The sequence below is a fragment of the Geomonas diazotrophica genome, from assembly GCF_018919385.1.
GTDB classification, from domain to species: Bacteria; Desulfobacterota; Desulfuromonadia; order Geobacterales; family Geobacteraceae; genus Geomonas; species Geomonas diazotrophica.
Genome location: NZ_JAHLMF010000001.1, coordinates 17,675 through 39,409, shown reverse-complemented (window position 1 = coordinate 39,409; position 21,735 = coordinate 17,675). Strand labels below are relative to the sequence as shown.

The window sequence follows — 21,735 nt, the reverse complement described above, 5'->3', positions numbered from 1 at the left end:
GGGAAGGGATCGACCATGGAACCTAATTTCTACCGCCCCACGGTGCAAACCTCCCTCGAGCAGGACTCCGCGGAGATACTCGCAAACTTCAGGGCGATCATCAAGAGCGGCTCGGGGACCAGGGTGAAACTGGTGAACTACTACAAGGGGCTGCCGATCAGCTACCCGGCCACCCTGGTGGAAGTGAGCGGGCAGGTCCTGGAGCTGGACGTGCACCCGCAGCAGGCGGTGGCCCTGGGGCTCTCCGGGCGGACCTGCATCAAGTGCGGCACCTTCAGTCACACCTTGCTGGCCGACGTCAAGGACGCGGACGTGCGGCGCATGATAGCGTCACTGCACAACTTCAGCTACGTGGACCTGATGGTGGAGCAGCGCGCCTCGCTGCGGCTCGAGCTCGATCCCCCCTGCGAGGCGGAGATCACCGTCTCGGGGCGCAAGGTGGCAGCGCAGGCGCTGGACGTGTCGCTCGGGGGCTTCTCGGCGCTGACTCTCCAGCCGACCCAACTGGCGAAGGGTGACGAGGTGCTGCTCAAGGTGATGATGCCGAACCTGCTGCACAACACGGTGGCACCGCTGGAAGTGCCGGCGACCGTGGTGGACGTGGCAGGCTGTGACGCGGGCGAACTCTGCCGGTTTTCCATCAGCTCGGACAGCCAGGCCGAGGGAGTGCTCTCCAGGTTCATCTTTCAGCGCCAAGTCGACCTGATCCGGGAACTCAAGGAGATGAGCGGCTAGCGTGAAGCCGCCCCCGAAGGAGAAAGCATGCCAGACAACCTGTTCATACCGTCGGTGGACCTGAGGATCGGGAGCCTGGAGGAGTACAACCGCAGGCAGAAGGAGAAGGCGGCGTCCAGGCACGCCAAGCCCAAAGCCCGCCCCTGCATCACCATCTCCCGGGAGTACGGCTGTACCGGTTACCCGACCGCCGAACTTTTGCGCGACATCCTCATGCAGAGGACCGGCGAGGAATGGGTCATGATCGACCGGGCCATCGTCGAGGAGGTCGCCAAGCGCCACAACCTGTCCCAGGAGATCCTGCAGACGCTGGGCGAAAACAACCGGCTCCTTTCCGAGATCCTGGCCACCTTCTCCTCACGCTGGAAAAGCAACTACGACTACTTTCTCCCCCTCTCCCAGCACGTGGTGGCGCTCGCCGAGCAGGGAAACGTCCTGATCCTGGACCTTGGCGGCGCCATCGTGGCCAGGCACCTGGAGCATTCCTACCACTTCAGGATCTTCGGCTCCGAGCCGTTCAAGATCGCGACGCTGGCCCGCCGCCTAAGCATCGAGGAGGAAGAGGCCGAGAAGCTCATGCACCGGCAGCAAAAGGTGCGCGACCGCTTCACCAAGGACTTCCTGAACCAGGACGGCCGTGATCCCGCCCTCTACGACATGCTCTTCAACAACGACCGCTGCTCCTCCGACCGGATCGCCCACACCATCGCCGACTTCGTGCTGGGAAGGGCGGCCTGAACCAGATGATCAGACCGGCTCCAGCTTCAGGTACTGCACCTCGTTGGGGAGGGTGAAGACGACGTAGATGCCGTTTTCATGGATCTCCTGGGCACTGCGCGCCGCCGGCCACAGCCGACGGTTCGGGTCGTCCGCCACCAGGTTCCTCGCCTGGTATTGCCCGGAAAGCCTGATGTTCCCCGGCAACCGGAAGGTGCCCGCGTTGCCGTGAGAGATGTCCAGGTTGACGAAGACCAGCGTCACCGCGTCCCGTTCTCCATCCTCCCCGCGCCAGCGCGCCACCGAATAGATCTCCTCGTGGAACCCGCCTTCGACCAGGCTCAGGAAGTAGCGGTTCGGCTCCCGCAGTTCCGGCGCCGCGTCGCGCGCCTGGTTGATCTTCAGGTACATCCTACCCACGGCCTCCCGATCCGGGATATCTTCGGTCCATGCCTTGTACATGTTCGCCCAGCTGTCCCTAAAGGGGAGCTTGTCCGGCAGTCCCAGCGGCTGCCCCATGAAGACCATGGGGAGACCGTAGCTGGAGGCGGTCACGGCGTAGCGCGCCATCATGGCCCACTTGTCGTCGTTGCCGACCTCGTCGTGGCTGGAGCCGTTGTGCATCACCAGCGCCTCCCCGCCGAAAAGGGCGCTTTCCGCCTCCAGCGAGTGGAAGAGGTCGGTCATCCGCACCGCGTTCATCCGGTACAGGTGGTGGTCCTTGGTGGTCAGGACGTCGAAGACGCGGTTCAGCCGGTACTGGATCACGTCCGGGTCGAGCACCTCGGCCAGGAAGATGAAGTCCCAGCGCGCTTTCCTGGTGCGGTTCACGATGTACTCCCAGAGGTGGTTGGGAAGGCCCTGGGCGAAGTCTGCGCGGATCCCGGCCAGCTTCCCGCCCGTCTTCTCGATCCAGTAGGGGAGGATGTAGCCGAAGTACTGCCAGAGCCTTTCCGTCTCGTTGTCCGAGGCGAGGTCGCTGTAGAGGATGTCCCGCTCGTCCTCGGCGTTCCCCTTCGGGTCCCAGTGCGTCACCGGGTTGCCCCAGTAGTCGGTGGCGCGGCCTGGTTTGGGACCCAGGGCGGAGTAGTCCCCGAAGAACCAGTCCACGTTGGCGTCGTCCCAGATGTGCTCGTTGAGGCGATCGGCAGGTGCCCAGACCGCGCACTCGAAGTCGGAGCGGGCAGCCTCGCGATAGTAGGGGACGCTGTGCCCGTCGACGAAGGCCGTGCCGCGGGTGCACCAGGAAGGGCGGTGCTGGCGGATCCACTCTTCCTCCTGCTGCATGGTGCAAAAGCCGAGGTCGACGCCCCCTTCCCCGTAGATGACGTCGCGGCCGGCGTGGTTGAAGGCCAGGTCTATGAAGACGTCCAGGTCGACGTCGCTTGCCTCCCGGAACAGGATCTGGAACAGCTCGAGGGCACGGGCCGGCGCGGCGTTGTCGGCGAGCCACCGGTTGATGCTCCAGTAGTCCCGCGACGAGTAGGGGCTCCCCGGGCTGTCGTTGGACGCCCAATCCCACTTCTGGCGGTCCCAGCGCCACTGCGTGTTGGGGAAGACCGGCATGAGCCAGAGCGTGTTGAAGCCGAGGTCCTTGGTGATGTAGGTGAGCTGGAAGGGGTTGAAGCCGTCGAAGTCGTGGGTGGAGAGGAAGTCGTCCAGGGTGCTGCGGTTCTCGTACGAGCCGCCGGCCAGCGCCTCGACGGTGAGGGCGTTGGCCTCGTAAAGGCGGGCTTGGGCGGCCTTCTGGGGAGAGACGACCACGGCGCAGTCGCGCTGCAACTGTTGCCCCGGCCAGGGGGCGAAATCGTTGTGCCACCACCAGGTGTCGGAGCCCGCGCCGCGGTAGCGGGCGGTGATACGGTAGGCGCCGCACTTCACGACCGGCAGTTCCAGGGTGAAGACCAGGTTGTCGAAGGATCTCCCCTGGTACGACATCCGGTAGGGCATCCAGTACGACGTGGGGCCTCCGGAGTCCGCGAGCGGCTCGTGGGTCTTGACGAAGTCGCGGCGGTTCAGGTTGCTGAAGAGCTCCACCTCGAACCCTTCCGGTGGAATATCCTGGGCCGCGATCTCCACCGTTACCTGGAGCCGGCCCGGGTTCGCGCCGCTCATCGTCTCGTCCAGCAGGAGCTTTACCGTGCCGTAGTTCCCCCAGCGCCCGTTCACCTTGAGGTTGCCGATCCAGGGACTGTATGCCATCGCGCACCTCCCTAGCCGGCGGCCGCGCCACCGGCAGAGTTGTCTTTTGGGCAAACAAGTTAGAACAGTAGCGGAGTTTGGCCGGTTGGCAACAGGTGGGGCGGACGATGGATTACCCTCCCGTCAAAGGAGGGGAGCGGACATCTTGTAGGGGCGAATAATCATTCGCCCTTCTCCGTCGGGAGGTGCAGATGGCCCGCTTACGGGAGCGGGCGGGGGGAGGGGGTCAGGGAAGGTTGGCGCGGATCTTCTTCAACAGGCGGACCAGCTCCCGTTGCTCCGCCTCGTCGACGCCGCGCCACATCTGGTCGATCAGGTTGCGCGACACCTCCTCGAAGACGGGCTGCAGCGCCTGTCCCCGCTGCGACAGCCTGACGTACACGGTCCTTTGGTCCAGGGTGCTGCTCACCTTGTCCACGTAGCCGTTGGCGACCAGTTTCCCCACCAGGGCGGTCACCGTCGACTTGTCCCGGCGCACCGCCTTGGCCAGGTCCTTCATGGTGACCTGCTCGTTGTTGAAGAGGTGGTACAGGATGGCTCCGTGCGAAGGGGCGAGTCCCTCGATCCCCAGGCGCTTGAGCTCCTGGAGCAGGTACCGGTTGATCCCGGCGCGGGTGTCGCTGATGATGGCGGCGATGTTCCTGGTTTCCATGAGACGGGAACTTAGTTTGACGGCAAACTAAAGTCAAGAAAAAAAACCGGCCGGTTCAAACTGCGCCCTGCCGGTTGGGAAAGCCTCAGGCGAAGCAGGGTCAGTCGTCGGAGAGGAAGGTGTCCTCGATCTTGACGGAAAGGGTGCTGATGTCGAACGGTTTCTGGATGAAGTGCATCCCCTCTTCGACCACGCCGCTCCTTGCCACGAGGTCGGCCGTGTAGCCGGACATGAACAGCACCTTCACCTCGGGAAAGGACGCCTTGATCTCTTGGACCATGTCGTTGCCGCTCATCCCGGGCATGATGACGTCGGTCAGCACCAGGTCGATCCTGTTCTCCCTCCCGGTGCAGATGTCGATCCCCGCCTGGGGGGTGTCGGCAACTATGACGTGATATCCCAGCTCCTCCAGGTAGGACCGGGTAACCGTGCGCACCATGTCGTTGTCCTCGACGAGCAGCACGGTTCCTGTGCCGATCCGGACATCGGTGCACCTCTTCGGGGCTTCCGCCGGGGCGGCGCCGCTGCTGCGGGGGAGGTAGATCTTGAAGGAGGTGCCGTGCCCCGCCTCCGAATAGACGTTGATGAAGCCGCCGTTTTGCCGGACGATGCCGTACACGGTGGCGAGCCCCAGCCCGGTCCCCTTGCCTATCCCCTTGGTCGTGTAGAACGGTTCGAAGACGTGCTCCAGCACCTCTTCTCCCATCCCTACCCCCGTGTCGCTCACGACCAGCTGCACGTAATCGCCAGGGACCGAGTCGCGCAGGTACTGGCAGCTTTTCTGGCTCAGGTGCACGTTGTCCGTGTGGATGGAGAGGACGCCCCCGTCGGGCATGGCGTCGCGGGCGTTGACGGCGAGGTTCACCAGGATCTGGTCGACCTGGGACGGATCCATCTTGACGCTCCAAAGGTCGGCCCCCGGGCGGAAGTTCAGTATGATGCTCTCCTCGATGAGCCTCAGTAGCGTCTTCTGCGTCACGGCGACGAGCTGGTTCAGGTCGATCGGCCGCGGGTCGATGATCTCCTTGCGGGAGAAGGCGAGCAACTGGCGGGTGATCTGGCTGGAGCGCTGCGCCGCGGTGGCGATCTGCTCCAGCGGCTGCCACAGCTCATGCCCCGGGGTGATCTTCATCTGTGCCAGTTGTGCCTGTCCCATGATCACGGTGAGCATGTTGTTGAAGTCGTGGGCCACCCCTCCCGCCAGCCTCCCCACCGATTCCATTTTCAGTGCCTGCCGCAGCTGTTCCTCGGTCTGTTTGCGTTCGGTTATGTCACGCACGGTGGCGATGACGCCGACGATTTCGCCTGCGGCGTTTCTGAGGGGGGCCAGTGTGTCCGAATGCCAAACCGTACGGCCCGAATCGGGGAACTTCAATTCCACCTCGTCGGATTCGACGCCGTCGCCGGAGAGGACCCGCCGCAGCCTCTGGACCACCCCCGCCCGCTCCAGCATCGGAAAGACCTCTTCGGGAAGCCTGCCGATGACCTGCTCCGCGCTAAAGCCGGACAACTCTTCCATGTAACGGTTCCAGACCTGGAAGCGCAGCCCGCGGTCGTAGACGATGATCCCTTCCTGCGCGCTGGCGATGATCTGCTGCACGCGCTCCTCGCTCTCGCGCAGGCACTCCTGGACCTCGAGACTCCTCAGTTGGGTCAGCCCCTGCATCGCGAGGAGTTCGGTCAGGTTGGCGATGAAGAAAAGGTTCTGGTCCAGCCTCTCCTGGCTGATGACCGGGACGCGATCCATGGCAAGCAGGTACGAGGCTTCCTCGAAGCCGTACCGCTCGGCCTGAAGGCGGAAGCGGCCGCGATCGGGAGGTTTCAGGAAGAGCTGACCGGTGAAGATGTTGGCGAGATGATCCCCCTCGATGATGAGCGGGGTGGCTGTGTCGGTGAGCCCCAGGGGGCAGGTGATCTGGACGTGGCGCTGCTGGTCCTGCAGGCCGCTGGTGATTTTCCGGTCGCTTTCGATGCAGAACCGCTCGGTGGTGGGGTTAACGCGGTGGTACCTTGTACAGATGTCCTGCCATCCGGAGCCGGTCAGGATCTTCCCCTCCAGGTCGATGATGGCGGACGGGATCCCGGACACCTCGTAGAGACTGTCGAGGATCGCTTGCAGCTTGGGGATGTCGAGAAGCTCGGCGATGGAGTATTTCATCTGGTCTCGCGTTATCCGCAATGTCATTCAAGTCCGCTATGTAAGAGCCGTCACGGCGTTAGCCTTTATTACTTAATAGAGTATCCGGGAAAAGTGTCAATGAGGGAAAAGGAAGTGGACAAAGGGAAACTTCGTAAAGATGTCGTCCGAGAAGAGTAAGCCCTTTACTTGAGAAAGTCCGTCATGGCGACCTCGGCACACTCGGGGCAGTAACTGTGGCTGAAGAGAACCTCGGAGTGTTCCGAGATGTACGACTCCAACTGGTTCCAGTACCCCTGGTCGTCGCGGATCTTCTTGCATGTCATGCAGATGGGGAGGAGTCCGGAAAGTTCCTTGACCCTGGAGAGGGCAGCCTGCAATTCCTGGTTCCGGCGCTGCAGTGCCTCTTTCTGGGACCGCAGCTCGAGGTGCACCGCCACCCGGCGGGCGAGGATGGCCGGCTTGATCGGTTTGTTGATGAAATCGACCGCACCCGCCTCGAACCCGCGCGTCTCATCGACCTCCTCGTTGAGCGCTGTGATGAACATGACCGGAATGTCCCGCAGCAGCGGGTCCTGTTTGAGCAGGCGGCACACCTCGTAGCCGTCCATTTCCGGCATCATGATGTCCAAAAGGATCAGGTCGGGAGGGGTGGATTGGACCAGTCGCAGCGCCTCGGCGCCGCTGTTGGCGCCGATGACTTCGTACTCGGATCGAAGCACCTTGTAGAGGATGATGAGATTGTCGATGGTGTCATCTACGACAAGAACGGTTTTTTTACCCACCGGGCCCTCGATGCGACCAGGAAGTCTGCTTACAGACGCTGGTCAATCTGGATGTCCAACTCCTCGCACAGCCTTTGCACTGTCTGCAGGGCTCCGGTGCAGTCGAACTGTCTGATTTGCTGGTTCAGCTGAGACAGCAGGGGAAATTCGGGAACTGCAGAGGCGAGGTCGTTCACCTTGTCCAACACTCCCATGTTTCTCTGCTTTAACAGCGGGATCACGGAAGTAAGTATGTCGGCAAGTTTTGTGATGTCAACACTCCCTGCCGCTTGGGGCGCGGCGGCGCCGGGCGGGGCTTCGTGGTGCACGGGAGACAACTGCAGGCAGCGCTTCAACTCCTGCAGCAAAGACGCAATTTCAACCGGCTTGGGGACGTAGCCGTCGTACCCGAGGTTCAGGAACTGCTCCTGCTGGTTCTTGAGGGCGTGGGCCGTGAGGGCGATGATGGCAGTCCGACCACCGGAGGTCTGCTCCATTTCCCTGATGCGGCGCATCGCCTCGTTGCCGTCCATGGTCGGCATCTCCACGTCCATGAGGATGACATCGAACCGTTTCTCACGCCATTTCCGCAGCACATCTTCCCCGTTGACCGCGGTGTCGAGCTCGTGCCCGAAGCGTTCCAGCAGCCGGGACATGATGTTGCGGTTGGTTTCCTGGTCGTCGGCCAGCAGGATGTGCAGCTTCTCCCCCTCCCATAGCCGCCTGATGTCGCTCCTGGCCGGCGTGCGCGGGTCCTGCCGCTCGTCGGAGCGCCGAAACGGGATCACCATGTGGAAGCTGCTCCCCGCGTCCTTGCGGCTCTCGGCCCAGATCCGTCCCCCCATGAGCTCGACGAGCTTGCTGCTGATGGAAAGCCCAAGCCCGGTGCCGCCGTACTTCCGCGTGGTGGAGCTGTCCTCCTGGCCGAAAGGGGAGAAGATGCGCTCGATGGCCTCGTTTGTGATGCCGATGCCGGTGTCGGTAACGCTGATCCCGAGGACGGCGACCTGTTCGCGATATTCCTGTACGGAGACGGAGATGGTGATCCCTCCCTCCCTGGTGAACTTGATGGCGTTGCCCACGATGTTCAAGAGCACCTGCTTCAGCCTCAGCTGGTCCCCCACCAGGGTTTCGGGCACGTCCTCGGCTATTTCCGGCCTGAGGAAAAGACCCTTCTCCATGACGGAGCTCATCTGGGCCTTGATGACCTCGTAGATGCTGCGCCTGATGCTGAAGCCGTGCAGCTCCAGGTCGATCTTGCCTGCTTCCACCTTGGAAAGGTCGAGGATGTCGTTGATGATGGCGAGCAGCCCTTCGGAGGAGGAGAGGATGCCGTCCACGTACTCCTTCTGCTCCGCGGTGAGGTCGGTGAAGGCGAGCAGCTGGGACATCCCCATGATGCTGTTCATCGGGGTGCGGATCTCGTGGCTCATGTTGGCCAGGAAGTCGCTCTTGGCCCGGTTCGCCGCCTCGGCGCTCTCCCGGGCCAGCACCAGGTCCATCTCGGCCTTTTTGCGATCGGTGATGTCGAAACAGTAGCCGATGTAGCCGGCGAAGCAGCCGTCCACCGCGTCGATGGGGCGGCCGATGTCCAGGATCCAGCGGAACTCCCCGTCATGACGGCGCAGACGGTATTCCATCTCGAAGCTCTCCCGCTTCTCGAAGGCCCCCAGCCAGATGTCGACGCAACGCTTCAGGTCCTCCTGGTGCACCCCCTCGGCCCACCCGCTGCCGTATTCCTGTTCCATGGTCCGGCCGGTGAACGAGAGCCAGGTGTTGTTGAACCAGTCGCACTCCGCCTTTGTGTTGGCGCGCCATATCAGCACCGGTGCCTGCGCCAGGATTTTGAGGTAGTGGTCTGCCAGCATCTGCTCCAGGACGGGACGGCGACCGTCGGAACCGGCCGCGTTGCCGCCCGAGGACGGGTGTGTGTTGGAAGGAATATTGTCTTTAGTTGGCATCTTGAACCTCTGCGCATCCATGCTCGGGTCTAGATCTCTTGCTTGAGTCGATGGGCATTATTATCAGATAATTTGTCGCTCTCAAATAGATTTCTTGCCAGCCCCCTAATTCATATATTGTAGCGCAAAAAAAGAGGTTTATAGTGACCAACGTCTCGGTGATGCCAGTGCGCTATTTCAATTCTTCAATTAATTTATGGTTAAAAACTGAACCCGTACTTTCTCAAGACAGACACAGCCTCGGGCCCTTTGAGGTACCGGATAAAAGCGGCCGCCTCGCTCTTTCCCGCAGCAGACGTCGTGAGCGCCATGGGGTAGCTGATGCGCGGATAGAGCTGCTGCGGCACGGTGAAGAGGATCCGGGCACGCCTTCCCAGCAGGGCGTCGGTGCGGTAGACGAAGGCCCCTTCGACTTCGCCTCGCTCGGCGTACATCATGCTTTCCCTGACGTCCTTGGCGAACACCAGCTTCCCGCTCAGTTGCTGCGTCAGGCCGGCTTTGCTGATGGCCTCGGTTGCGTACTCGCCGGCGGGGACGCTCTTGGGGCTTCCCATGGCGATCCTCCCCAGCGCGGCGAGGTCGTGCATGCCGGTTACCTTTTTCTCGGTGCTGCCGGCGAAGACGAGGGTGTTGCAGGCAAGTGTGTCGCTGGCGGAAACCAGTCTCCTTTGCTTCAGGTAGGTCATCCACTCCTCGTTGGCCGCGATGAAGATGTCGGCCGGGGCGCCGCTCTCGATCTGCTTCGCGAGGGTGCCGGAAGCCCCGTAGTTCGGCACGATCCTGACGCCGGGGTGCGCTTTCGCGAAGCGCTCGGCGAGCTCGTTCACCGCCTCCTTGAGACTGGCGGCGGCAGAAACAGCGACCTCTCCAGCCAGGGCAGGAGCGGAGAGCAGCAACAGGACGAAGAGGGACGAGGCTACCTGGATCAACAGTTTTCTCATGGCGTGCTCCTTTGTTGTCGAAATGGGACGGGTGCGGGAATGTCCGCGGTGTTGGCCGTCGTTGCCCCGGTTACATAACGTGTGCCATCGTTGCCGGTGCAGCCTCATCCTCAATGATGAAGGGTGTTTGGAAGGAAGAACAGGGTGGTCGGCGAGGTGGGGCTGCCGGAAAAAGGGGCAGTTGCCAAGTGATCCGGCAGGGAGCGGGAGCGGAGGGGGCGACGGGAGAAGGAGAAGGCAGGAGAGAAGGCAGGAGAGAAGGCAGGAGAGAAGGCAGGAGAGAAGGCGTGGAGAGAAGGCAGGAGAGAAGGCGTGGGGGCGCCGGTGCGACGTTCCCCCCGGTCTCGTTGCCGCGGGGGCGGTTCTAGTAGGTCATGCAGGCGGCGCTCAGGATGCCGGCGGCCAGGGAGAGTGCTCCGAGCAGGATGGCCGGGGCCAGCACGTTGCCGGCGATGGCGCGGCTCAAGTCGGCGAAGAGCAGGCGCAGTACGAGGAACACCAGCAGCTGGACCAGGAGGGCAACGGCGGCCCAGACCAGCATGTCCAGAAACGAGACGCTGTGGGAGATGGCGCTGGCGAGGGATATGACGAATCCAAGCAGCGCGCCTGCGAAGCTGACGGCAGGCGCCACCTTGCCCTCGGCTATCAGTTTGAACTCCGGGTAGGGGGTGATGCGCACGTAGATCACGCAGAAAAGGGCCACCAGCAGTGCTGCAGCCAGCAAATTCAGGAAGTAGCCGTTCACTCCCCCCAGGGACTCCACCACCGTTACCGAATTCATCTCACCCCTCCACGAAGTAGTGCGGCAGGAACCTGCTGCCGTTGGTGGTGATCTCCGTTGCGTCCTCGCGGATGCCGATCCCGGCGGGGTCGCCGTCGATCACCCAGGAGCCGATCACCGGGTAGTTGCCGCCGAAACAGGGGAGCGGCTGGTAGCGCTGCAGGATGCAGCCGTCGCCGCCGTAGCTGCCGGGGGTGCTGAGCACGCCCCCTTCCCGGTGGATCTCGATGTTGCTGCCTTCCCGGGAGAAGAGCGGCTTACGGACAAACTCCCCCTGCATGGGGCGCTCCTCGAAGCTTGCCTGCAAAAGGTTCGGGTGCCCTTCGAACAGATCCCACAGGATGGGGAGAATCCCCTTGTTGCTGAGCACCATCTTCCAGGCGGGCTCCAGCAGACGGATCCTCGCCCGGGTGAGGTGGCGGCCGAACTCCTCGCGGATCATCCACTCCCACGGGTAGAGCTTGAACAGGACCCTGATGGGCGCCTCGTCCAGGTCGACGAAGTCCATCCTGGCGCTGTCCCAGCCGATCTCCTCGATGAAGAGCCTGCGCGTGCGCGCTCCCCCCTGCAGTGCGGTGTCGCGCAGGTATTCCAGGTTGCCCAGGTCCTCGATCGCGTCGCCGGCGCAGGCGAAGTGGACCGGCGTCCGTTCCAGGCCGGGCCAGCGCTGCCAGAAGCGGATCAGCTTTTCGTGGATGGAATTGAACTGGTCGTGGTCGGGGCGGGTCTCCCGAAGCCAGAACCACTGCACCACGCTCGCCTCCAGGAGCGAGGTGGGGGTGTCCGCGTTGTACTCGTACATCTTGGGTGCGCCGTTGCCGTCCCAGACCAGGTCGAAGCGGCCGTAGAGGGTGGGCTCGTCGTTCTCCCAGGAGTCGATCACCTTCGCGGCGAACTCCTTCGGGATACGGAGCTTTGCGAAGAGGTCGCGCCGGATCACCTCCTCCACGGCCTGCAGGCAGAGCGAGTGCAGCTCGGCGGTGGCGACGTCGATCGTGTCGATCTCGGCGCGCGTGAACCGGTAGCAGGCGGACTCGTCCCAGTACGGCGCGCCGTCGATGGTGTGGTAGAGCATGCCCACCGACTCCACCCGTTCCTGCCAATTGTCGCGCGGCGTCACCGCGATCCTTTGCACCGGCTACCCCCCGAAGCCGGCGTGGAAGCCGCCCAGCGAGCCGAAGCCCCCGCGGCTCACGCTGGTCACCCCCATGGCGCGGGTGGCCCTGCCGGTACCGCTGCCGTAGCGCGGCCCGTAGTAGTGCGCCCCGCCTCCATAGCTGCCGCCGCCCGAAGCATTGGCGTCACCGGGGAGTTCACGGCAGGCCGCGTCGCCCCAGTCGTCCTGGCAGTCCTTCTTGTTGGCGTAGAGGTAGTGGTTCTCCTCGCCATAGCTCACGACGGCCAGTGCCCCCATGAGCACCAGGGAGATCTGCAGGGAGCGCCGCGGCAGTAGCTGCGCCGGGACGGCGGCGCTCTCCGGAGCGGTCTTTCCGGCCGAGAGCCGCTCCCAGGTGGAAAGGCGCGGGTAGCCGTCCCGGAAGTAGAACCATGCCACGATCATGAAGAGGTACAGGTCGAGGGCGTTGCCGAACAGGGCGAAGAGCGTCAGGCCCAAAGCCGCGACGACCACGGCAACCGTGGCGCAGTAGAAGGCGTTCAGATCCGCGCGCTCCAGCCGGTCCATGACCGGTGCCACCCCTGCCTCGCCGCTGCGGCGGGAGGGGGCGCTCCAGTGCCTGATCAGGAAGAAGCCGGAGACGGCGAGGGCGATGCCGGAGACCCGGATCGGGTAGGCGGGGAGGGAAAGGGCCATCCCCATGAAGACGTTGGAGAGCCCGACGGTGAATATGGCGATGAGGGCGAACAGCAGGAAAAAACCGGCCATGAGACGGTAGCTCCCCGCGGCCTTCATGAACTGGTCCAGGGCGATCTTGCTGCAGCGGGATTCGGTGGCGCCGGAGGTCCGGCCGGTGAAGCTGACATGGTGGACGTCCTGCAGGTAGCCCAAAGCGTCGGCAAAATCATCCTCGCTGATCAGGTACCGGTACACCTTGATCGACTCGCGCGGGTTCTTTTCCGAACCGTGGCAGAGTTTCAGGTCCTGCTGCTTGTTCACGTGCAGCTTCAGGTCGTAGACGGGTATCTCCTGGATGCCCAGGATCCCCTTCTTGTAGATCCGGTCCGGGGTGAGCATGACCTCCTGGGTGAGCAGGCAGTCCGAGCCGATCTCCAGGCAGGCCACCAGGGCGATGACGCAGATGATCTGGAAGACGAAGAAGCCCTCCTCCAGGAAGAGCTGGAAGAAGGGGAACAGGATGAACGGCGTGATGAGCGTGGTGAGCTTGGGCCAGAGCCGGTACCTGATGGTGAGGGTCTCCCCCTCCTGCCAGCCGCGCAGGGAGCGCTCCGGCTGGTCCTGCTGGCCGTCCATCTGCTCGAACTCGAACTTTTCGAAAAGGCCCATGGCACTCCCCGCTGAAGTAATGGCGGACGGAATATATGCCACAGTTCGCATAAAGTAAATAAGCAAAAACGAGGGGGCTCTAATCCGGTGGCCGGTGGGGCGGCCCTGTCGCGCGGACTGCGGTCAGCGGTAGGTGGCGAGGATGTATTCGGCGATGAGGCGGGCGTCGGCGTCCGGGATGGTGCCTCGGTCGAAGCGGGCCATCCCGGGGCCGGGGTTGCGCATCCTGGCTATGATGCCGGCGGACGTGGTGATGCCGTTGTCGGCCAGCACGCCGCCGTGCAGGGTCTTCCTGGGATTGATGACGTTGCCGCCGTCGGGGTGACAGGGGGCGCAGCGCTCCTTGAAGAGCTGTTCGCCGCGTGCGCTGGCCGCGGGGGGCGGCCCCGGGGGCGGGGAGTCGGTGCAGCCGGAGAGCAGCGCGAGCATGGCGAAAAGAGCAAGCGCGGGAGGCCCGAGGATCGAGCCCCCCTCCCTGCCTCCCCCCTCCGCGGGGATGAGCAGGCAACGGTGGTGATCGCAACCGCGCGGTGCAGGAGCTGCAGGCCTTACCGTCACGGTGCTAGTCCCTGTACTCGTCGTTGACCGCGCGGGAGACCGGACGGCACTGGACGCCGTAGGCGGTAAGCTCCTTCAGCACCGCCCCCTTCATGCTCTCCACCTGCAGCGATACCTCGTGGGTAAGCTCGGTCCCCATCTCGATGTTTCCCGGCTGCACGCCGATCAGCACCATCTTGCCCGGGGCCTGCCCCATGAGCCGCGCCACCGAAAGGAGGTCCTTGAGCCCCATCTGGTGCGGCGAGATCTTGGTCTCCAGGGCGATCGGGAGCTCCTCCCCGGAGAGCCGCACGCAGGTCCCCGGCTCCTTTCCCGTTTCCACGGCGTCGACCATGATCAGGTGGCTCCTCCCCTCCAGCACCGGGAGGAGGTCGAGCCCCAGGGTCCCGCCGTCGACGATCTCGACGCCCTTGGGGAAGCGGTACTCCCGCTGCAGCTGCTGCACCACCCGTATGCCGACGCCGTCGTCGCCCATCACCACGTTTCCTACGCCAAGCACCAGGACCTTCGGTGCGTTCTTCACGGAGTTAGCCGCCACGTGTTCGTTCTCCTTTTATTAGGTATGATCTCCGCCTCCCGACTCTTACAATTCCCTCTCCCTCCGGGGAGAGGCTTGTGCGATCTTCCGCCCCCCCCGGCTCTTACAATCCCCTCTCCCTCTGGGAGAGGGCTAGGGTGAGGGGATTTTGGCGTCGGGTTTTTGGAGAGGGAATCCAGGAGGTTATTCTCCTTTTTTCACGGTGAACTTGTAACCGCTGAACATGCTGGAGATTTCGCCGCCGTGCTCCTTGATGTCCATCAGCCAAGCGCTGTAGATGTGGTTGATGACGAAGCCGAAAATGAGCCACATCCCGAAATGGTGGGCAAGGCGCATCCCCTGCAGGGAGAAGTGGGAGTACATGAAACCAAGCGACCTGAACATCACCCCCCCGGGTGCATGGGTGGCGTACATGGCGAAGCCGGTGAGGATCATGCCCAGGTAGACCAGAAAGAGCGCGAAATAGGCCGTGGTCGCCAGCGGGTTGTGCCCCACCGTTTCCGGCACCTGGTGCGTTTGCAGCGTGTAGTAGCGTATCATGTGCCGCAGCTTTTCCCTCCCCTTGGCGCTGAACATGGGGAAGAAGGCGCGCCAGCTGGCGTGCTCGTTGCCGATGAAAGACCAGACCACGCGCGAGGCGACGCTCACGGTGAAGGCGTAGGCCGCGACGAAGTGAATCAGGCGGATCCACCCCATGGCGTAGTCGCTGGGGGTGCTCCCGAGCGTGACCGGGTGCCCGATCAGGAAGCCGGTTCCCGACAGGAGCACGATGGCGAGCACGTTGATCCAGTGAAACCAGCGCAGCGGCAGTTCCCAGACGTACTGCTTGAACTTGCAACGATCCGACATGGCCCACCTCCCCTAGGATGCTTTCACCCTGACCATCTCCCTGCCGGTGGCGTCGAGGACGTGCACTGCGCAGGCCAGGCAGGGGTCGAAGGAGTGGATGGTGCGCAGGATCTCCAGCGGCTTTTCCGGGTCCGCGACCGGGGTGCCGAGGAGGGCCGCCTCGTAGGGACCCGCCTGCCCCTTGGCGTCGCGCGGCGACGCGTTCCAGGTGGAGGGGACCACCGCCTGGTAGTTGAGTATCTTCTGGTCCTTGATCTTGATCCAGTGCCCCAGCCCCCCGCGGGGCGCCTCGTGCCAGCCGTAGCCGTGCGCCTCCGCCGGCCAGGTCGCCGGGTCCCACTTCTCGTTGGAGTGGATCCTCAGGTCACCCTTGGCGATGTTGCCGATCAGCTCGTCCAGCCACTTCGGGGCCTGCTGCGCGATCACCAGGCAGTCGATGCCGCGGGCGCCGGTCCGCCCCAGGGTGGAAAAGAGCGCTTCCGGGCCGACCCCCAGTTTCTTCAGCACCATGTCCACCGCAGCCTTGGTCTCCTTGTGACCGGAGACGTAGGCGACCAGCACGCGGGAGAGCGGCCCGACCTCCATCGGTTTCTCCTCGTAGCGCGGCGCCTTGACCCAGGAGTACTTCTTGTCCGTGTCGAGGTACTGGTAGGGGGGCTTCGGACCGGTGTAGTTCGGCTCGGTCGCCCCCTCCCAGGGGTGCAGCCCCTTGCCGTCCCCCCCCGCATCCTGGTACCAGGAGTGCTCCACGTGCTCGGTGATCTTCTTCTGGTCCAGCGGCACCACCTTCGAGATGTCCCGGTTCAGGATGGCCCCTCCGGGGAGCCAGGTGTTGCCCGCCGCGTCCGGGAACTCCGGATAGCACATGTAGTTGCCGACCCCGGCGCCGATCGCCGCCCAATCCTTGTAGAAGGAGGCTACCGCCAACAGGTCCGGGATGTAGACCTTCTCCACGAATTCCTGGGCCTTGTGCAGCAGGCGCTTGATCTCGATCAGCTTGTCGGCGTTCAAGGCGTTCTGGGAGTCCGGGTCGATGGGGATCGACATCCCCCCCACCAGGAAGGTCTGCGGGTGCGGGTTCTTGCTCCCGAGAATCGCGTGGATCTTGATGATGTCCTTTTGCCACTCCAGGGCCTCCAGGTAGTGGGCGGTGGCCATGAGGTTCGCCTCCGGCGGGAGCTTGTAGGCGGGATGCCCCCAGTAGGCGTTGGCGAAGGGGCCGAGGCGCCCCGAGCCGACGAAGGCCTTCACCTTGTCCTGCACGGACTTGAAGTAGGTGGGGGAGTTGTTGGGCCAGTCCGAGATGGAGGCGGCCAGCTGCGCGGTCTTCACCGGGTCGGCCTTGAGCCCCGAGGTGATGTCCACCCAGTCCAGGGCGTGCAGGTGGTAGAAGTGGATCACGTGGTCCTGGGTGTTCTGGATGGCGATGATGATGTTGCGGATCAGCTGCGCGTTGGGGGGCACCGGGATCTTCAGGGCGTCCTCGACGGCTCGGATGGAGGCGATCGAGTGCACCGTGGTGCAGACCCCGCAGAAGCGCTGGGTCCAGTACCAGGCGTCGCGCGGGTCGCGATCCTTCAGGATCTTCTCGATGCCGCGGAACATGGTGCCGGAGACCCAGGCGTTGCTGATCCTGCCGCCGGAGACTTCCGCCTCGACGCGCAGGTGCCCTTCGATCCTGGTGATCGGGTCGACAACGATCTTGCTCATCTTAGTCCTCCTTGGCGTCCTCGCCCGGTTCCTTGTCCTTTCTCATGGCGGAAAGCGCGCCGTGCACCACGAAGGCGCCCGCAGCGCCCGCGGCGAGCCCGAGGCCGATGGCGTCGGCGGTGTGCTCGATGCCGAAGCCCGGCACGTTGGGAAGGCGGCGGTACATGGGGGACATGACGTCCCAGAATTGGGGCTCGGCGCAGCCGACGCAGGGGTGTCCCGAGCCGATGGGCCAGGCGGTCTTCTCGTTGTAGCGCTGGGTGGGGCAGTTGTGGAAGGTGGCGGGTCCCTTGCACCCCATCTTGTAGAGGCAGTACCCCTTGCGGTGCCCCTCGTCCCCCCAGTGCTCCACGTACTGCCCGGCGTCGAAGTGCGGGCGTCGTTCGCAGTTGTCGTGGATGCGCTTGCCGTAAGCGAAGAGCGGCCGGCCGTGTCCGTCGAGGGCGGGGATCTTGTTGAAGACCAGGTAGTGCACGATGGTGGCGGTCAGGTTGTCGGCGTTGCAGGGGCAGCCGGGGAGGTTGATCACCGTGGCACCCGGGACCGCCTCCTTGACCCCCACCGCGCCGGTCGGGTTGGGGGCCGCCGCGGGAATGCCGCCGTACGAGGCGCAGGTGCCGATGGCGATGGTGGCCGCGGCGCCGCCGCAGACCTGGCGGGCGCGCTCCAGGTGCGACTTGCCCCCCACGCAGCCGTAGACGCCGCCGTCCTTCATCGGGATGGAGCCCTCGATGACGGCGAAGTACTTCCCCTTGTAGTCGGTGATGGTCTTGTCCAGCGCCGCCTCGGCCTGGTGCCCGGCGGCGGCCATGATGGTCTCGTGGTAGTCGACCGAGAGGATGTCGAGGATGATCTCGGCGACGGTCGGGTTCGCAGAGCGCAGGAGCGCCTCGCTGTCGCCGGTACACCCCTGGAATTCCAGCCAGACTAACGGCGGCCGCTTGACCTCGTCCAGGGCCCGGGCCACGGACGGGGCGAAGGATGGGGGTAGCGCCAGGGCCGCCGTGACGGTGGAGCAGAACTTGAGGAAGTCGCGTCGGGAGACGCCCCGTTCCTTCAGTATCTGGCCGATGGAAAGTTCACTGTCATCCCTTGCTTCTGTTCTCGTCTTGCTCATCCCGGCCTCCCCTTTGCTCACAGAGAAACGATAGGGCTCTTTGGAGCGCGAACCTGAACTGGCTGAATTATGATTTTAGTAGAAAGTTGTTTTATTGCAATAGGGGAAAGTGAAACGGGTGAGAAAAAAATCACAACGTTTAGGGGCTTTGACAGTAGAACGCGTATTGTGTCTGTTGGTGGGTGGCCTGCTGCGATGATCTCGCGCTAGTCCCCTCCCTCTTCGGGAGAGGGTGACCGAAGGGGGGGGGAGGGCGCCCGAAGAGGGGGTGAGGGTGCCAGAGGGCGGGTGAGGGCGCCGCCGGCTGCTGGCATCTTGCCCTTGACGCCTCCCTCACCCTGACCCTCTCCCAAAGGGAGAGGGGATGTGGATGTATGTGGCGGGAGATCAATGGTGGCGGCTACACGAGCCCCTTATCCTGGGCGTAGCGCAGAAGCGCCACGCGGCCGTCCACGTGTATCTTCTGGTAGATGTTGTGCAGGTGGACCTTCACCGTCCCCTCGCTGATGCAGAGCCTGTCGGCGATCTCCCTGTTGCGCAGGCCGCCTGCCACCATGCGTACCAGTTCGATCTCGCGCTGGGTGAGGAGCCCGGAGACCTCGCGTCCCCCCGCCTCGCGTTTCAGGAGCTTTTCCAGGGCCTGCTTGGCCGAGCGGCGCTCCAGCCACTGCTCGCCCGCGTGCACCTTGCGGATGCACTGCACCAGGAACTGCGGCGCCATCTCCTTCAGGACCACCCCCTGGATGCCGAGCATCACCGCCTCGAGCATGTCCGCGTCCTCCAGGGCCGCGGTGAGCAGGACCAGTCGTGCGCCGAGCCTTTCCTCGGTCACCCTGCGGGCCACCTCGATGCCGCTCAGCCCCGGCATGCGGATGTCGAGCACGGCCACGTCCGGGCGCTGCCGGCGGATCTCCTCGAGGGCGTCCGGCCCGTTGCTGCAGCTTGCCAGCACCTCGAAGTCCTCCTCGAAGTTGAAGAGGCCCGTCAGCCCGTTCAGGATCAGGGGGTGGTCATCGGCTATGACCAGTCGTATCATGTCAGCCTCCTAGTTCCATGAGTGGCAGGGTGATGTCGAGGCGGGCACCCCGCTCGCCGGAGTCGATCGTGAGCTTCCCGTTCAGGGCGTCGATCCGCTCCCGGAGGGTCACCGGGCCGCGCTTGAGGTCGCTCAACTGGTCCTGGTCGTAGCACCCCTGGAAGCCGAAACCCCGCCCGTCGTCGGTCACGCTGATGTGCGCCCACTGCGCGTCGAAGCTGATTTCCGCCCGCAGGGTGGTAGCCTCGGCGTGGCGCACCGCGTTGATCAGCGCCTCGTGCACCACGAAGTAGATCTCGCGCGCCACGCTGCGCTGCAGCCGCGGCGCCGGCGTGTGGCAGGTCACGGAGCAGGCGATCTCCCATTGCCGCCTGATGCGGCCGGCCAGCTCGTCCAGGCGCTTGGCCAGCCCGTACTCCTCGGTCTTGCGCCGGTAAAAGAGCGGCTTCATGTCGTTGATCTGGGTTCTCAGGTCCCGCTGCTCCGAGGCGAGCAGTTGTTGCACCTGCTGTATGTTCTCCCTGGCCGCGGCCGGGTCCGTCTCGATCAGCCGGCTCACCGTCGCCAGTTGCAGTCCCGCTCCCGCCAGTGACTGGAGCAGGCCGTCGTGCAGGTCGTGGGCGAGCCGCAGGCGCTCGTCCGCCGCGGCACCCTGCTGCAGCTGTTTCAAGAGCAGGGCGTGGTCGAGCCGGGCGGCGATCTCATGGGCGACGATGCCGCCCAGGACCAGGTCGTCCGGCGTGAGGTGACTCCGGTCCAGGGCGACCAGGTACCCCGAGATCTTCTCGCCGTCAAGGGGAGAGACGCACGCGGAGGTGACGTCGAAGCGCCGCACGAACTCCGGATGCAGCGGGGCGCAGCGGCGCTGCTGCAAGCCAGCGACCGTATTGCAGACGACCAGCGCCTGTGCCGAACCGGCCTCGCGGGTGAAGAAGCTCGCCTGCTCCAGTCCCTCCGCCACGATGTCGCCGAAGACGCCCGGTTCCTTCCATTCGTAGCGGCTTCCCTCCGCCGTCCAGCAGAGCAGGTGCAGCCAGGGCTCCTCTTCTTCCTCCCATAAAAGCACGACCCTCGGCGCCCTCAGTATGGCTGCGGCATGGCCGAGCATCCCGTGCCCCTCCTCGCCCGGCTCTTCTGGCAGCGTTTCACTGGGCCACTGGGAGAGCATGGCGAGTATCTCCCGCATGGACTCCTCATAGGCGCCCAGGTACCCCAGCAGGCCCGCCACCACCGTCAGGTAGGCGATGCGGATGATGAAGCGGTTGAGCTCGAAGTTCTGGTCCATGAGCAGGTTCGAGGGGTACCAGGCGAGCAGGAGGGTGACCGACATGGCCGCCGCGGCGGTCCAGAGGGTGCCGTGCCATTGCCAGCGGAAGGTGGCGCAGACCAGGATGAAGATGAAGTAGACGAAAAAGGGACTGTTGGGGCCGGTGGTGAGGAACATGAGGCAGGCGAAGACCAGCAGGTCGACGCTGTGGGTGATCAGGTGCAGCATGCCCCAGGCAAAGCCCCGGCGCCAGGTCAACGCCGCCATCACCACGGAGTAGCCGAGATACGCGGAAAGGATGCCGTAGGTGATGTGGGCGTAGCGGGAGGGTTCGGAAGGATCCAGCCCAACCGCCAGCAGGAAGAAGGCCGCCAGGATGACGCGCCCGGTAGCGATCAGGTACTCCGCCCGCGTTTTCGAGTGGTATCTCAGCTGCGCCATCTGCATCGGTCTCCTGCAACGACAGGCGGGACGGCTCCGCGGGCGTCGGAATGGATGACCGCGGCGTAGGGAAAATTCTTAGGGGCGCATTCTATACATTATGTTTACGCCACGTCAATGATTTAGAGGGCTTTTGTGCATCGAAAGGTGGGGAATCGGGGACGCTCGATCAAACGGCGGATCATAGACCACGAGAAAGGGGCGCCGCCGCTCGTCACGGCGACGCCGGGGGCTGGGATCAGATCATCGTCTCCAGGATCTCGGCGGCGCTTTTCACGTAGCCGGGGCAGCGGGCTGCTATCAGCCCCTTGCGCTGCGCTTCCCTCATCCCCTCCTTGGTCCCCATGTCCACGCCGAGGAGCCGCGAACAGGCGAGTTCCTTGTGGCGCGCCTTGAACCGCTCGTTGAAGGTCTCGATCTTGGCGAAGACCTTTCTTTCCTTGGGGCCGTGGGCGAGGCCGAGCACCATGTAGGCGGCGGTGACGGCGCCGCACTCGTGCCCGGCTGCCATGCCGCCGGCAAAGCCGGTGGCCAGTTTGCAGGCGGTTTCCGGCTGCACGCCGTAGGCAGGCGCGTAGTTCTCGAGGATGGACTGGGAGCAGTTCATCGTCTTCACGAACTGTTTCCGGGCCGCCTCGGGGCGCCCCGCCGCCGTCTGGGGCGTCGCCGCCCCCTCCGCCTCCTGGAAGGAGCCCCCCGCCGCGAGGCAGACCCCCAGGCAGAGCGAACCCTTGAGCAGCTCGCGCCTGCTGATCAGTTCCTTTTTGCATTCGTCTTTCATGGCAGCCTCCGCATCAACCGGGAGAGGTCCCTCCGCCGGCGTTCGTAGTGAGTTGTCGCGGGAGGTAGGTATATCACAATATTT

19 protein-coding genes are annotated in these 21,735 nt (G+C 64.1%); 2 read left to right on the top strand and 17 right to left on the bottom strand.

Features of this window, described 5'->3' with window-relative positions:
* Window positions 1–15 precede the first annotated feature (15 nt).
* Both KOM00_RS00185 and KOM00_RS00180 read left to right on the top strand, forming a co-directional pair.
* The gene (locus KOM00_RS00185) at window positions 16–735 is read left to right on the top strand and encodes a PilZ domain-containing protein (protein ID WP_216496823.1); all 720 of its coding nucleotides are present in this window, start codon (window positions 16–18) and stop codon (window positions 733–735) included.
* Between the two features lie 27 nt (window positions 736–762).
* The gene (locus tag KOM00_RS00180) at window positions 763–1,473 is read left to right on the top strand and encodes a cytidylate kinase-like family protein (RefSeq protein WP_216496822.1); all 711 of its coding nucleotides are present in this window, start codon (window positions 763–765) and stop codon (window positions 1,471–1,473) included.
* A 9-nt stretch (window positions 1,474–1,482) separates the two neighbouring features.
* On the opposite strand, the gene KOM00_RS00175 is transcribed toward KOM00_RS00180, so the two are convergent.
* From KOM00_RS00175 to KOM00_RS00095, 17 genes are all read right to left on the bottom strand, one after another.
* Window positions 1,483–3,654: an alpha-amylase family glycosyl hydrolase gene (locus KOM00_RS00175; RefSeq protein ID WP_216496821.1), complete on the bottom strand. Its 2,172-nt coding sequence runs from the start codon at window positions 3,652–3,654 to the stop codon at window positions 1,483–1,485.
* A 226-nt stretch (window positions 3,655–3,880) separates the two neighbouring features.
* Complete coding sequence (locus KOM00_RS00170; protein ID WP_216496820.1) at window positions 3,881–4,306, bottom strand: MarR family winged helix-turn-helix transcriptional regulator; 426 nt, start codon at window positions 4,304–4,306, stop codon at window positions 3,881–3,883.
* A 100-nt stretch (window positions 4,307–4,406) separates the two neighbouring features.
* Window positions 4,407–6,464 (bottom strand): PocR ligand-binding domain-containing protein, encoded by a 2,058-nt coding sequence (locus KOM00_RS00165; protein WP_216496819.1) that lies wholly within the window; start codon window positions 6,462–6,464, stop codon window positions 4,407–4,409.
* Between the two features lie 164 nt (window positions 6,465–6,628).
* Window positions 6,629–7,228: a response regulator gene (locus KOM00_RS00160; protein WP_216496818.1), complete on the bottom strand. Its 600-nt coding sequence runs from the start codon at window positions 7,226–7,228 to the stop codon at window positions 6,629–6,631.
* A 29-nt stretch (window positions 7,229–7,257) separates the two neighbouring features.
* On the bottom strand, window positions 7,258–9,168 hold the full coding sequence (locus tag KOM00_RS00155; RefSeq protein ID WP_236026657.1) for a PAS domain-containing hybrid sensor histidine kinase/response regulator: 1,911 nt from the start codon (window positions 9,166–9,168) through the stop codon (window positions 7,258–7,260).
* Window positions 9,169–9,368: 200 nt separating this feature from the next.
* Window positions 9,369–10,109: a molybdate ABC transporter substrate-binding protein gene (gene modA / locus KOM00_RS00150; RefSeq protein WP_216496816.1), complete on the bottom strand. Its 741-nt coding sequence runs from the start codon at window positions 10,107–10,109 to the stop codon at window positions 9,369–9,371.
* A 364-nt stretch (window positions 10,110–10,473) separates the two neighbouring features.
* On the bottom strand, window positions 10,474–10,890 hold the full coding sequence (locus tag KOM00_RS00145) for a DUF350 domain-containing protein (RefSeq protein WP_216496815.1): 417 nt from the start codon (window positions 10,888–10,890) through the stop codon (window positions 10,474–10,476).
* Between the two features lies 1 nt (window position 10,891).
* On the bottom strand, window positions 10,892–12,025 hold the full coding sequence (locus tag KOM00_RS00140; protein ID WP_216496814.1) for a glutathionylspermidine synthase family protein: 1,134 nt from the start codon (window positions 12,023–12,025) through the stop codon (window positions 10,892–10,894).
* A 3-nt stretch (window positions 12,026–12,028) separates the two neighbouring features.
* Window positions 12,029–13,354 (bottom strand): hypothetical protein, encoded by a 1,326-nt coding sequence (locus tag KOM00_RS00135; RefSeq protein WP_216496813.1) that lies wholly within the window; start codon window positions 13,352–13,354, stop codon window positions 12,029–12,031.
* Between the two features lie 123 nt (window positions 13,355–13,477).
* Complete coding sequence (locus KOM00_RS00130) at window positions 13,478–13,912, bottom strand: c-type cytochrome (RefSeq protein WP_216496812.1); 435 nt, start codon at window positions 13,910–13,912, stop codon at window positions 13,478–13,480.
* Window positions 13,913–13,916: 4 nt separating this feature from the next.
* Window positions 13,917–14,450, bottom strand: coding sequence for a HyaD/HybD family hydrogenase maturation endopeptidase (locus tag KOM00_RS00125; protein WP_275423280.1), 534 nt, complete (start codon window positions 14,448–14,450; stop codon window positions 13,917–13,919).
* Between the two features lie 183 nt (window positions 14,451–14,633).
* Window positions 14,634–15,299 carry a Ni/Fe-hydrogenase, b-type cytochrome subunit gene (gene cybH / locus KOM00_RS00120; protein ID WP_216496811.1) on the bottom strand — a complete coding sequence of 222 codons (666 nt, stop codon included), beginning with the start codon at window positions 15,297–15,299 and terminating at the stop codon, window positions 14,634–14,636.
* Window positions 15,300–15,311: 12 nt separating this feature from the next.
* Window positions 15,312–17,009, bottom strand: a complete 1,698-nt coding sequence (locus KOM00_RS00115; RefSeq protein ID WP_216496810.1) for a nickel-dependent hydrogenase large subunit — start codon at window positions 17,007–17,009, stop codon at window positions 15,312–15,314.
* 1 nt (window position 17,010) lies between these two features.
* The gene (locus KOM00_RS00110; protein ID WP_216496809.1) at window positions 17,011–18,126 is read right to left on the bottom strand and encodes a hydrogenase small subunit; all 1,116 of its coding nucleotides are present in this window, start codon (window positions 18,124–18,126) and stop codon (window positions 17,011–17,013) included.
* A gap of 400 nt (window positions 18,127–18,526) precedes the next feature.
* Complete coding sequence (locus KOM00_RS00105) at window positions 18,527–19,162, bottom strand: response regulator (RefSeq protein ID WP_216496808.1); 636 nt, start codon at window positions 19,160–19,162, stop codon at window positions 18,527–18,529.
* A gap of 1 nt (window position 19,163) precedes the next feature.
* On the bottom strand, window positions 19,164–20,870 hold the full coding sequence (locus KOM00_RS00100; protein WP_216496807.1) for a sensor histidine kinase: 1,707 nt from the start codon (window positions 20,868–20,870) through the stop codon (window positions 19,164–19,166).
* 238 nt (window positions 20,871–21,108) lie between these two features.
* Window positions 21,109–21,651 (bottom strand): C-GCAxxG-C-C family protein, encoded by a 543-nt coding sequence (locus KOM00_RS00095; protein ID WP_216496806.1) that lies wholly within the window; start codon window positions 21,649–21,651, stop codon window positions 21,109–21,111.
* Between the last annotated feature and the right edge of the window lie 84 nt (window positions 21,652–21,735).